The organism is Streptococcus oralis, from assembly GCF_026782125.1.
Classification (GTDB): Bacteria; Bacillota; Bacilli; order Lactobacillales; family Streptococcaceae; genus Streptococcus; species Streptococcus oralis_CE.
In genome coordinates this window covers 51,941-65,606 of record NZ_JAKUVY010000008.1, presented here as the reverse complement: position 1 = coordinate 65,606, position 13,666 = coordinate 51,941, and the positions used below count along the sequence as shown (strand labels likewise).

Annotated in this window: 10 protein-coding genes; all 10 read right to left on the bottom strand. The window is 42.6% G+C overall.

Annotation, left to right across the window (positions count from 1 at the left end; genetic code table 11):
- Positions 1-1,687, bottom strand: a 1,687-nt coding sequence (locus tag MK385_RS08730) for a Spy0128 family protein (RefSeq protein ID WP_268725837.1), incomplete at its 3' end; no start/stop codon positions are given.
- A gap of 205 nt (positions 1,688-1,892) precedes the next feature.
- Positions 1,893-2,621, bottom strand: a complete 729-nt coding sequence (locus MK385_RS08725) for an ABC transporter ATP-binding protein (protein WP_129313823.1) — start codon at positions 2,619-2,621, stop codon at positions 1,893-1,895.
- A complete protein-coding gene (locus tag MK385_RS08720) occupies positions 2,621-3,628 on the bottom strand; it encodes an ABC transporter substrate-binding protein (RefSeq protein ID WP_268725836.1) in 1,008 nt (335 codons plus the stop codon). Before MK385_RS08720 ends, MK385_RS08725 begins: the two co-directional genes overlap by 1 nt.
- A gap of 36 nt (positions 3,629-3,664) precedes the next feature.
- Positions 3,665-4,423, bottom strand: a complete 759-nt coding sequence (locus tag MK385_RS08715) for an ABC transporter permease (RefSeq protein WP_268725835.1) — start codon at positions 4,421-4,423, stop codon at positions 3,665-3,667.
- Positions 4,386-4,676: a thiamine-binding protein gene (locus MK385_RS08710; protein WP_268725834.1), complete on the bottom strand. Its 291-nt coding sequence runs from the start codon at positions 4,674-4,676 to the stop codon at positions 4,386-4,388. Before MK385_RS08710 ends, MK385_RS08715 begins: the two co-directional genes overlap by 38 nt.
- Before the next feature lie 276 nt (positions 4,677-4,952).
- A complete protein-coding gene (polA, locus tag MK385_RS08705; RefSeq protein WP_268725833.1) occupies positions 4,953-7,586 on the bottom strand; it encodes a DNA polymerase I in 2,634 nt (877 codons plus the stop codon).
- A 128-nt stretch (positions 7,587-7,714) separates the two neighbouring features.
- Positions 7,715-10,720 carry an SIALI-17 repeat-containing surface protein gene (locus tag MK385_RS08700; RefSeq protein WP_268725832.1) on the bottom strand — a complete coding sequence of 1,002 codons (3,006 nt, stop codon included), beginning with the start codon at positions 10,718-10,720 and terminating at the stop codon, positions 7,715-7,717.
- 107 nt (positions 10,721-10,827) lie between these two features.
- On the bottom strand, positions 10,828-11,937 hold the full coding sequence (locus MK385_RS08695) for a CHAP domain-containing protein (protein WP_129313812.1): 1,110 nt from the start codon (positions 11,935-11,937) through the stop codon (positions 10,828-10,830).
- A gap of 90 nt (positions 11,938-12,027) precedes the next feature.
- Positions 12,028-12,303 carry a Veg family protein gene (locus MK385_RS08690; RefSeq protein WP_001278166.1) on the bottom strand — a complete coding sequence of 92 codons (276 nt, stop codon included), beginning with the start codon at positions 12,301-12,303 and terminating at the stop codon, positions 12,028-12,030.
- Between the two features lies 1 nt (position 12,304).
- On the bottom strand, positions 12,305-13,657 hold the full coding sequence (dnaB, locus tag MK385_RS08685) for a replicative DNA helicase (RefSeq protein WP_000852476.1): 1,353 nt from the start codon (positions 13,655-13,657) through the stop codon (positions 12,305-12,307).
- Between the last annotated feature and the right edge of the window lie 9 nt (positions 13,658-13,666).

Genomic DNA, 13,666 nt, shown 5'->3' with positions numbered 1-13,666 from the left:
CTTTCTTAGCTTTGATTGTCGCACTTGTTTTAGCGGCTTTATAAACGTTTGTGAAAGTAAGGTTTTCAGCACCTGTTGCAGTTGCAACAAGTTGACCTTGGCCGTTATCTTTAACGACTACTGTTACTTCATAAGCATTTGGATCGTATTCAACTCCGGCTACATCACCTGCTTTTTCAGAGATAGTGAATGTACGATTTTCTTCTTTTGTGAACGTAAGTTCTGGGAATTGAATCTTACCGTTTGCATCGTTTGAAACAGTGTGGAGAACTGTTCCGTTTTCTTTCAACTCAAATTCAAATTGGCCAGCCTCAATAGCTTTACCGTTCAAGACTTTCTTAGCTTCAAGTTGAAGTTTTGCTTCTTTAGCAGCGTATGTGTTTGTAAATTCTTTCTTAGAATCTTCAAATTTGACGCTCGCTAATTTTTCACCCAAAACATCTTCTACTGTTACAGTCGCTTTAAGGACGTTCGCATCATAAGTGTATCCAGGTTTGTTATCATTAACTTCTTTAATGGTATATTTAAAAGTTCCTGCTTCTTTGTATTTGATTGCCTCAAACTTCACTTTACCATTTTCATCATTTTTGACAGTTTGTAAAACATTACCCTGATCATCTAGAAGTTGGAAACTAAATGCATCTTTTTCAAGAGTTTTACCATTAAGTTTCTTAGTCACTTCTAGAGCAACCTCATCCGATTTGGCACCTACACCAATACCGTCAGTAGTTGTAATTGGTGCAAAACCTTCAAATTCTATTGGTTGGGCTTCCTCGTTTGTAGTGACAGTTACATTGTTCAATACACGTTTAGTAACTTGGTCAACTGGTTTAGTCAAACGAGTACGATACATGATATAAAGCCCTTTATGATCTAAGGTTCCATTACCATTAGGTGTAATTGAGAAATGGTTCTTATCTGTTACTTGAACATGAGCCTTATCAAGTGATGATCGTCCATAACCATTTTCCCAATCTGGGAAGTAATAACCAGTAATATCACTCGCAAGAACTTGCCCATCAGGAATAGTATCTTCAATCTTTACACCAGTATAAGATTTTGCATAGCGGTTAACACGGATACGCCAGTTTACATAGTTAGGATCATCTGAGTCTTGAACTCCCCATTTAGTAAATCCAGTTGGGTCAACGTCTGGAACGATACGAGTCAAATGATAAACTCCTGCACCAGGAATGTTGATTTCATATTCCTTATTCTTTTCAACATGGTCTGCCCACACTACAGTAAATGATGCAACAATTTGCTTGCTCTCATTAAACTTATTGAAATACTCCCCATTTGTTACTGTGATCTTAGCAGTATTCGTTGCCTTCTCTGTTGTCAGTGTTGCAATCGTTTCACCGTTCGGAGCTTTCAAATCTGTAGTAGAATCTACTTCGATTTTAAACTCATTTGGAACGTGATAAACCACGAAATCACCGTTTTTCAGAGTTACATTGTCTGGGAATGCGTAAGTTGTTTTAAGGTAGAACTTACCTTCACCATATTTGGCATGATCGACTAATCGGTTCGTATTAATCGTCGGTTCTGTAGTCAAAGTGTACTCTGATTCAGTTTTTTCGGCAGCACTAACAACGCCATTAAGTCTTAGCGCAGGCAAAAAGACTGACACAACCAGTAGCAAGGCCATCAAGCCATGAAAGAGTTTTTTATTTCTCTTCGTCACCACATTGTCCTCCTTATTTGTTTAAAATGGTTCATTTATATTATACAGAACCTTGACAGAATGTCAATTAAAATGATTCGGTTTTTATATTAACTTATCAGATAGATGGATAAGTCAGCCAATCCCGCGTCCGCATAAGCTTTGAAACAATTAAATCCAAGCAGGGTTCTTGCTTGGATTTAATATATAATATTGTTCTAAGAATCTAAGTATTTAATCCCAATTCCGCCAAAATTTGACGCTTATAGGCAATTTTCTGAACTTCCTTGTCCTCTGTCTGGGACCAATCTAGTTTGACTTCAGAGACGATCTGTCCAGGCCGATTTTTCAAGATATAGATACGGTCGCTGAGATTGAGGGCCTCCTCGATACTGTGGGTAATAATCAAGGTTGTCAGTTGCAACTGTTTGTGAATCTCCAGATACCAAGCATGGAGCTCCATCTTGGTCATTTCATCCAAGGCACTAAAGGCCTCGTCAAGAAGAAAGAGCTTGTGCCCGAAAAGGTAGGTACGGAGCAAGGCTACGCGCTGACGCATCCCTCCGCTGAGTTCATGAGGATATTTATCTCTTACGGCTGTCAACTGGAAGGTCGCGAGGATTTCATCCGCTCGGGCAATAGCTTCTGCCTTATCGACCTTTTGAATCAAGAGGGGCAGGATGATATTGCCAAGCACTGTCTTATGCTCCAAGAGGAGATCCTTTTGCAACATATAACTCACGCGCCCCTTGGGATTCTCCTCGCCATCAAGAACAATTCTTCCTGACTGGACTTCTAAAATTCCTGCAATCAGATTAAAGAGGGTGGTCTTTCCAACACCACTTGGACCTAGGATAGAGACTACTTCACCTGAAGTCACCTGCAGGTTGATATCCTCTAAAATCTTATCATCGTCGTAGGCATAGCTTACCTGTTCTAGTCTAATTTCTGTCATTATTTTACAAATTCGTTAGTGAAGCCTTTATCAGTCAAGTCTTCTTTGAGGATACCGTTTTCTTTATCCCATTTGTAGAAGGCATTCCAGCGTTCTGCATCAAATTGTCCCCACTTCTCCTTGTCGCTTGCGTATTCTTTTGACAAGTATTTTTGCGATTCGATGACAAAATCACGTTTCTCCTTAAGTTCGGGAGCATTCTTGATGAGGATATCTGCAGCTTCTTCTGGGTGTTCCATAGCGTATTGGTAGCCTTTTTTGATAGCTTGGATGACTTTACGAGCTTCTTCTTTGTTGTCTTTGAGGTAGTCGTTGTTTGCGATGATAACTGGTGAGTAGTAGTCAAACTCTTTCACGTAGTCTTTCAAGTACATGAAGTTGGCGTCTACACCTTGCGATTTAGCAAGGATTCCATCCCAACCGTAGTAGATCCAAGCAGTATCAAAGACACCATTGGCAATCGGTGTAATCGAGTTTGAGTCGTTGTTTGGTACTTTTTCGACCTTCTCAAAGTCTCCACCTTGAGATTCTACTAAGGTTTTCAACATAGCCAGTTCCGTTGGGTCATTCCAAGTTCCGTATTTCTTACCAACCAAGTCTTTTGGACTGGTGACATTGTCAGATTTACGTGAGATGATTCCTGATGTATTGTGCTCAACGATCGCTGCAACGGCAGTAATTCCTGCCCCTTTTTCCAACTTTTTAGCCATGTAATCTTGGAAATAGATAGCAAATGGTGCCTTGCCATTGATCACCAAGTCAGATGAGCTTTCTTCTGGTGGCAATTTCAAGTCAACATCCACTCCAGCTTCTTTGAAATAGCCTTTCTCCTTGGCTACATAAAGTCCAGTGTGGTTGGTATTTGGCGTCCAGTCTAGGATAAAGTCAATCTTTTTGACTTCTGCTTCTTTGTTGTCCTTAGAAGAAGTTCCTTGGCCACAAGCCACAAGCAAGACAGCTACAAGAGCTGTCACAAGCGTCAAAAACACTTTCCATGTTTTCTTCATTTTCATTTCCTCTTTTCTTTTTACAAAACGCTTCTTTTAAGTACGTTTCCATTTAATCACATATTTTTCGCTAATATCAACCAATTTCATACCTAGAAGGCTGATAATCGACACCAGAATAATAATCGCAAACATGGTATCATACTGAAACAGCTTTTTAGACTGAATCATATAAACACCAAGACCTTCAAAACCTCCTAGCCACTCAGATACCACGGTTGTGATAAAGGCGTAGGAGACACTGACCCTCAGACCTGCATAAAAGTAAGGCAGGCTAACCGGGATTTTAAAATGCCACAGGATTTGCCAAGGGTTTGCTCGCATCAGACTAAACAAGGTCAGCATATCCTTGTCACAATGCCTAAAACCGTCCAAGATACTGACAATGATAGGGAAGGTTGTCGTCAGAATAATCAAGACAATCTTGGGAAAAATCCCATAACCCAACCACAAGACCAAGATAGGCGCTATGGCAATGGTCGGAATGGTCTGGATAACTACCATCATGGGATAGATCAGATCATTGAGCCAAGAGAGACTATCCATGAGCACAGCCATGAGACAGGCAATCAATACACCTAGAATTAGCCCTAGTAAAGCCACTCTCAAGGTCGCCCAGCTATGGTGCCAGAGAAATTCTCTGTCACGAACAAAGGACTGGAGAATCTCAAGAGGAGTTGGCAGGATAAACTTGGGTAAAAGTTTGAATATTCCCGCTAACTGCCAGACCGACAAAACTCCGAGAAATCCCAAAAGACTAATCTGTCGTCTTATCATACTTTTCAAGTTTCTCATCGATGCTTAAAATCTCTCCTACATTTATTTTGACATTGGCAAAGACATTATCTGCCTCCTGTCCTGCCACTTCTAGCGCTTCTTTGAGAATGCGCATAAGCTCATCAAACTCCCCTTCCAAGACCGTTTCAAAGGGTGTCACCACCATGGTCACGGACTGAACTTGCAGATAAGCAATCACTTGATCGATAATAGCAATTCGATCAATCCCCTGTGATAGGGGCAAAACTTGCAAGGCAATGCTTGCTTTCATAAAAACCTCCTTTTCTCAGGTTTCCTTTTGACAAAAAGAAAACCCCTTCCATATATGGAAAAGGTGCAGAATTCGGCTAAGTATCGTTCCCTACGCTGGCATTACCCAGATCAGGTGCGGTCGAAGTTTAACACTTCCTCTCAGACTGTACACAGACTCCCATATCTTATATGGAAATATAGTAACGCAAATACAAGGAAAAGTCAAGGAAACTGCTTACAGAAAACTATGAAAAAGAGTTTGAAGGCACGCGCTTCAAACTCTATCATAGCTTTCTTATTTAGCCTCGTACCAGGTTGCCCCTTCATTTTCATCTGCGATAAGGGGAACACTGAGTTGGATGGCTTCTTCCATGGTTTGTTTCACTAGTACTTTGACGGCTGCTAGTTCTGATTTCGGAACTTCAAGGACGATTTCATCATGCACTTGCAAGAGCATCTTGGTCTGATAACCACCCTCAACTAGAGCTTTGTCTAGCTGGATCATAGCAATCTTGAGAATATCTGCTGCAGATCCCTGTATAGGGGAGTTGATAGCTGTCCGCTCTGCAAAACCACGAATGTTAAAGTTGCGTGAATTAATATCTGGCAACTCTCGACGACGCTTGAAGAGGGTCCCTACATAACCCTTATCACGCGCCTCACGTACCACCTCATCCATGTAGTTTTTAATACCTGGGAAGCGTTCAAAGTAAGTGTCAATGTAGGCTTTTGCTTCCTTACGGCTGATGCCCAGATTATTAGACAAACCAAAATCTGAAATTCCGTAAACCACCCCAAAGTTGACAGCCTTGGCATTGCGACGGTCGTTTGGAGTCACATCCTCAGGGCTTTCAATTCCAAAGACCCGCATGGCTGTCGAGGTATGGATATCGGCTCCCTCTTGGAAGGCCTTGATCAAGTGCTCATCTTTAGAGATATGCGCCAAAACTCGCAACTCAATCTGTGAATAGTCCGAACTGAGGAGGACACTATCCTCCCACTCAGGTACAAAAGCCTTACGAATGAGGCGACCTTGTTCCAAACGAACAGGGATATTTTGCAAGTTTGGATCCACACTAGACAGACGCCCTGTCTGAGTCAAATCTTGAACATAGCGCGTGTGAATCTTGCCATCCGCTAAAATCCAGTCCTGTAAACCAATCACATAAGTCGATTGAATTTTAGCAATCTGACGGTAGTCTAGAATTTTCTTAACAATTGGCGCAATAGGAGCCAGACGCTCTAGCACATCCACGGCTGTTGAGTAACCTGTCTTGGTTTTCTTGGTGTATTCTAGAGGAAGACCGAGCTTTTCAAAGAGAAGCACGCCCAACTGCTTAGGCGAGTTGATATTAAACTCCTCACCAGCCAGTTCATAAATCTCCTGAGTTAGCTTTTCAATGACAAGTTCATTTTCAACCTGCATCTCAAGCAGGGTTTCTTTTTTGACCTTGATTCCAGCAATTTCCATCTTGGCAAGGACAAAAGCCAGAGGTTGCTCCATGTCATAGAGAAGGTCTAACTGTCCATGTTCACTGAGTTTTTCAAGTAAAACTGGCTCAGTCTCAACCAATACAGCAACCTTGCGAGCCAAGTGTTCCAAGAATTTCTCTCTCTCAGGGATAGCTTTCTTGACACCCTTACCATAGAAAGTCTCATCATCAGCCAAATAAGTTTGACCATAGAGACTCGCAATGGTTGAAATTTCATTATTCTCGACAGTAGAGAGAAGGTATTTGGCCAAACGGCTGTCAAAAGCAGGGGCCTGCAGGTTCAAGCCCAAGCGATTTAAAAGAACCTTCGCTTTCTTAAAGTCATACACTTTCAGAGGTGTTTTTTCTAGAAAATTCTTGAGAATAGGCTCCTGCAAGAGCTCAAGTTTATCTGTAGCGTAAAGTTTATCCCCACAAGACCAAGCAAAACCAACCAAATCATCCGTATGGTAATTTTCACCAAAGAGTTCAAAGTGGAAGATAGAGTCGGCACTCAGCATGTCTTGACTGACGTGGTCAACGATAGTGAAATCTAAACTTTCAGGCGCATCCTTCGACGAAACATTTAGAGCTTGTTTGAGCTGTTTGAAGCCCATCTCATCGTAGAATTTCCCGAGTTTTTCCACATCTGGACCATTATAGACCAAATCATCAAGGCCAATCTCAATCGGTGCTTGAGTATCAATGGTTGCTAACGTTTTCGATAAAAAGGCCTGTTCCTTGTCTTTAATGAGATTTTCCTTCATCTTAGAAGCCTTCATCCCATCGATATTTTCATAAATACCCTCAAGCGAACCATGTTCCAGTAAGAGCTTGATACCCGTCTTTTCACCGATTTTCGTGACACCAGGTATATTATCAGACTTATCCCCCATGAGGGCCTTAAGATCAATGAACTGAGCTGGCGCGAGGCCCATCTTTTCCATGAGATAGTCCGGCGTAAAGGCCTCAAACTCAGCCACACCTTTCTTGGAAATCTCAACCACCGTATGCTCATCCGTCAACTGGATCAAATCCTTATCTCCGCTGACGATTGTCACATCAAAAGAATCCTTCTCAGCCAAACGGCCTAGAGTCCCGATGATATCATCCGCTTCATACTGGGCCAACTCATAATGGCGAATCCCAAGATGGTCTAACAACTCACGAATGAAGGGAAATTGCTCACGAAACTCATCTGGAGTTTTAGCACGCCCCCCCTTGTAGTCTGCATACATCTCTGTTCGGAAAGTCGTCTTACCTGCATCAAAAGCTACCAAAACATGGCTGGGTTCAACTCGCTCCAAGACATGATTCAACATAAGTTGAAAGCCATAGATTGCATTGGTATGAAGACCATTAGCATTTTTAAATCGATCCAGCTGCTGATAAAGCGCAAAAAAAGCTCGAAAGGCAACAGAAGATCCATCAATTAATAATAATTTTTTCTTGTCCATACACCCATTATAAATGAAAGCAAGGAAAAATACCATCGGAAAGAGCCGAAAGACTTTGATTTATCTCTATTTCTCCATAAAAAGAAAAGGATCCTACGAATCCTTTTCTTGTATCAATGTTAGGCAATTTATTTGTTCAATCTTCTCTTTGCAAATGGTAGCAAACCGAGAAGGAGACCAACAAATCCTAGCGATGCGACTGCTGAGGTGTCTTGGCTTCCTGTATTTGGAAGGAGTTGTTCATCTGTTGCTGCAGGCGCTTTGTAGGTACGATCTTGTTCAGTTCCAAGAGTGGGATTTGTAGCCAAAGGAGCTACACTGCCAGTATATTCTGGAACTTCGTTTACTGCTGGTTCAATCTTTTCAGCGTAGGCTGGAATATTGGCTACTGCTGGTGCACCACTTTCTGCATAAACTGGGACATTCGCTACTGCTGGAGCTCCGCTTTCTCGATAAACTGGAACATTCGCTACTGCCGGAGCTCCGCTTTCTCCATAAACTGGAACATTCGCTACTGCCGGAGTACCGCTTTCTCCATAAACTGGAACATTCGCTACTGCTGGAGCTCCGCTTTCTCCATAAACTGGAACATTCGCTACTGCCGGAGCTCCGCTTTCTCCATAAACTGGAACATTCGCTACTGCTGGAGCTCCGCTTTCTCCATAAACTGGAACATTCGCTACTGCTGGAGCTCCGCTTTCTGCATAGGCTGGGAGTTCATTTACAGCAGCTTCTACCGCATTTGCACCTTTGTTGTATTCTGGCAACTCTGCAGTTGCAGCTTCTACTGCGTTCACCCCACCTTTAAAATCTTCAATTTCAAGAACAGCCGACATGACACTACTTAGAGTCTTAATAGCATCCTCATAGTCTACTAAAGCTTGTTGCAAGTCTTTTACTTGACTATTTTCATCGCCATAAACTTGTAAACTTGATAATTGCGCTTTAATCTTAGCAACTTGCTCTTCCAATTTGCTTAGTTCAAGTTTTTTCGCATTGCTATCTGCCTCAGCTGCTTCCTTGTCCGCTGTAGCGAGTTTAGCTTGGTCTTGGATAGAAAGTTGTGATTGGCTCTTCGCTTCGGCTGGTGTTACTTGATCGCTATCTTCTGCCAAGAAATCTGCCAATAAGTCTGACGCGTCAATATCTCCATCTGCGATGGCTTTCAAGATGGCGTCCTTGCCAATCATTTCTTTAGCTACCTTAATGGCTGCTTCTTTGTCAGTAATAGAGGCGTCTTTATTGATGTCTTCGATTGTGGATTGCTCGATACCCTCAAGGGTTGTCAACAATTCGCTGTGGGCTTTGGCTTCTGCTGCCTTCTTAGCTTCTTCCTCTTTCTTAGCTTCCTCGGCTGCTTCCTTGTCCGCTGCAGCAAGTGTAGCTTGGTCTTGGCTAGAAAGTTGTGATTGGCTCTTCGCTTCGGCTGGTGTTACTTGATCGCTATCTTCTGCCAAGAAATCTGCCAATAAGTCTGACGCGTCAATATCTCCATCTGCGATGGCTTTCAAGATGGCGTCCTTGCCAATCATTTCTTTAGCTACCTTAATGGCTGCTTCTTTGTCAGTAATAGAGGCGTCTTTGTTGATGTCTTCGATTGTTGATTGTTCGATACTCTCAAGGGTTGTCAACAATTCGCTGTGGGCTTTGGCTTCTGCTGCCTTCTTAGCTTCTTCCTCTTTCTTAGCTTCCTTATCTGCTGCAGTGAGTTTAGCTTGGTCTTGGCTTGAGAAATCTTCTTGGCTCTTCGCTTCGGCTGGTGTTACTTGATCGCTATCTTCTGCCAAGAAATCTGCCAATAAGTCTGACGCGTCAATATCTCCATCTGCGATGGCTTTCAAGATGGCGTCCTTGCCAATCATTTCTTTAGCTACCTTAATGGCTGCTTCTTTATCGGTAATAGAGGCGTCTTTATTGATGTCTTCGATTGTGGATTGCTCGATACCCTCAAGGGTTGTCAACAATTCGCTGTGGGCTTTGGTTTCCTCAGCAGCTTCCTTATCTGCTGCAGCGAGTTTGGCTTGAACTTGTCTAGAAAGTTGTGATTGGGTCTTCGCTTCGGCTGATGTTACCTGATCACTTCCCTCTGCCAAGAGGTCAGCTAACAAGTCTGACGCGTCAAAGTCACCTTCTTCGATAGCTTTCAAAACGGCTTCCTTACCAATTACTTCTTTAGCCGCCTTAATGGCCGCTTCTTTATCAGTGATAGAAGCATCCTTGTTCAGGTCATCAATCGTATCTTGTTCAATTTTTTCTAGGGTAGCGATTAAGTCTGATCGAACTTTAGCGGCCTCCACCTGGGCCTCTTTATCAGCTTCATCTAACTTAGCTTGGTCTTCATCTGTGAATTCTGAGACAGGCTCAGCTTCCGTCTTATGCTCGCTCGTATTTGCTGGCCAATCTACAATAACATCACCAATCTCCAAATCCTCATCTGCAATAGCCTTCAGAAGATCTTCTTTACCAATCTCTTCTTTGGCTTCTTTGATAGCCGCTTCTTTATCGGTGATTGAAGCGTCTTTTTTAATATCTTCAATTACAGCATTTTCAAGAGATTCTAGGGCTTGAACCAGAGCACCTGTCGCTTGAGAAACTTGTTCTTTGGCATCTTTTTCAGCCTGGTCTAGTAGAGCCTTCTCCTCAGTAGACAATTTTTTATTAGTTTGAACTTCAGGGCCTGTTACCACAGCCTTATCTTCTGCACCTTCTGGTAATTCAGCGATAATATTGTCTAAACTGAGCTCTCCAGACTCAAGGGTATCTGAAATATACAGTTTACCGATATATTCCTTCACAGCCTTAACTGCAGCTTCTTTGTCCTCAATCGCTTCCTTATCCTCGATATCACTGATAGCCTGCTCTTCTAACTCATCCAAAGCCTGCATCAATTCTTCTTTGGTCATCTTGGCTAGACTTGTTGCTTCAGGATTAGCTGGACTAGCGTTTTCTAATCCCTTTTCAGTTTGATCACCGCTCTCACCTTCTGGCGCAGTTTGGGGTTGTGTGGGAGTCGCTGCCTGCTCCTCTACTTTTCCCCCATCTGCCTTAACTACTGAAGGTTGTGAAACGAATACACCAGCTCCCAGAACAGCTGCACTTGCTAAACTCGTTAAAATAACTTTCTTCTTGCCCATTAGACAACGCCCCTCTTTTTACTTTTTGTAATTATTATATTATATTGTACATTCTTCGTCAACTCCTTTCCTAAACAACTCAAACTTCCATGATTAAATTGAGCAAATCAGATTCTCTCCCCATTAATATCGAGTTTGTGCCCATCAACTACTCTATTAACAGCTAAGGCCCCCGAAGAATCAACATAGTAATGTTTACCAGAGACTTGGAACCATTGACTGGCTTTCATCTGACCAGATTCCTCTAAGTAATACCAAGTTCCCTTGTCTTTAAGCCATCCCGTCTGCATCTCACCCGAAGCCTTCAGGTAATACCAGTAAGAGCCATCCTTAACCCAGCCAGTTGACATGACCCCATTTTCTTTTAAATGATACCAATTGCCATTGACCTTTTTCCATCCAGTCGCTAGTTTACCATTCTCTCTGTAATACCAACTCCCTCCTTCTTTTTCCCAGCCTTTTTCTGTATTGCTTAGCTCTGCATACTGCACGTATCTTCTAGAACCGCTATAAGACAAATAACCGAACCATTTATAACCATCCTTTTCAAGAACCTGGTCATAGCTTACACTCTCACCAGCATAATAGTAGTCAATAACCTGTCCTGTGCTTGATGGTTGGTCCATAATAGGCGATTTCCCCGTGAATACTATTGTCCCACTAGACGGAAGCTCTGAGCCACGAGCATTCTCACCCGCACTATGGCTAGCAGATAAATCCCTGAAATGAATAAACCCTGTCATCGAACTAGCCTTGACTTTTCGACGGTTATACTTTTCTCGAACCCCATAATTATACTCTTCGATCTCAATCGTATCCCCTGATACATTTGATACCCAGGCCACGTGCCCATAATAACCTTCTGTCGACCAAGCAATAGCCCCAACTTCTGGCTTAGTATCCACACGATAACCTTCACGACGAGCACGATGCCCCCATTCATTCGCATTTCCGTAGGCAGGAGGAATCTCAAAGCCATTTACACTACTCAAACGAAAGGCCGCAAAAGACGTACACTGGCGAGAATACATCCGCCACTGATCAATTTCAACACTACCATTTTTGTAGTGAAGCGGATAGTCATCTCCACGCGCTACACTGTCAGCCTGAACCGATTCCCCACCAAACAAAAAGGTACTCGTAACGAACAAAGTAGCCAGCCCTACACTCAACTGAGTACATCTACTCTTCTTAACTCCTGATTTAAAAAATGTCATTCATTCTCCTTAATAATATAAATTTCCGAGGTTACCCTCGTTTATACTATTCGGGAGAAAAAGAAAAAAGTGAGCAAAGCTCACTTCATTTTATGATTCTTGGTCTAGATAGCGAATCAAGTTCTTTTCTGTCAAGATATCTGAGTAGGTGAAGGATTCAACATAGACATTAGCTTGTTTATCTCCTTCAACATCCCCAAATTCAACGATAAATAGGGATGGATAAACCTCAATTAGCTTACCCAATCGATTTTTTTGGCGCTTACGGCCATTCTCCAAAGTCATTTCAACGACTTGTCCCTCATGTGCCTTGATCTCTTCTTTTATTTTTTTCATCTTGGCTACATCTGTAAATGCATCTGACATCTTATGCCTCCCTCTTTGAGATACTTGAAAATTTATTGTATTCTTTTTGGAAAATCAATTCCACCGTACCACGAGCTCCACTACGGTTTTTCTCGATGATAACCTCTACCTTGTTATTTGGAATTCCTTCCTCTTCTTCACCCGCACGATCATAGTAGTCGTCACGGTATAGAAAGGCTACGATATCCGCATCCTGCTCGATAGAACCCGATTCACGAATATCAGACAAGACTGGTCTCTTATCCTGACGTTGTTCCACTCCACGAGATAACTGACTAAGAGCAATGACTGGAACTTTTAGCTCCTTAGCTAGAATTTTCAACTGACGAGAAATTTCAGAGACTTCTTGTTGGCGGTTCTCACGACCAGTACCAGTGATAAGCTGTAGATAGTCGATCAAAATCAAACCAAGATTTCCAGTTTCTTGAGCCAGTTTGCGTGAGCGCGAACGAATTTCCGTGATCCGAATCCCTGGTGTATCATCGATATAGATACTCGCGTTGGCTAGATTCCCTTGAGCAATGGTATACTTTTGCCACTCCTCATCAGTCAATTGACCCGTACGGATAGAATGGGACTCCACCAAACCTTCGGCCGCCAACATACGGTCTACTAGACTTTCCGCACCCATTTCCAGCGAAAAGATAGCAACCGTCTTGTCCAACTTAGTCCCAATGTTCTGCGCAATGTTCAAAGCAAAGGCTGTCTTACCAACCGCTGGACGAGCAGCTAGAATAATTAGTTCTTCCTCATGGAGACCTGTCGTCATATGGTCTAAATCACGGTAACCCGTTGCAATACCCGTGATATCCGTTGTTTGTTGTGACCGAACTTCTAGGTTCCCAAAGTTGATATTTAGAATATCACGAATGTTCTTGAAACCACTACGATTGGCGTTTTCACTAACATCAATGAGTCCCTTTTCAGCCTGAGCGATGATTTCATCTGCAGGCTTAGAAGCTTCATAGGCTTGGTTGACAGACTCTGTCAACTTGGAAATCAAGCGGCGAAGCATAGCCTTTTCTGCAACAATTTTAGCATAATACTCCGCATTAGCTGAAGTTGGCACAGAGTTGACAATTTCAACAAGATAGGACAAACCACCAATATTTTGAAGATCGCCTTGGCTATCCAAAATCGTCCGAACTGTTGTCGCATCAATCGCTTCTCCACGATCCGACAAATCTACCATCGCTTGGAAAATCAACCGATGAGCATACTTAAAGAAGTCGCGAGAATCAATATATTCTCGGACAAAAACGAGCTTACTCTCATCTATAAAAATAGCCCCCAGAACAGATTGTTCTGCTAAAATATCCTGAGGTTGAACTCGCAGTTCCTCTACTTCTGCCATCCGACTTTC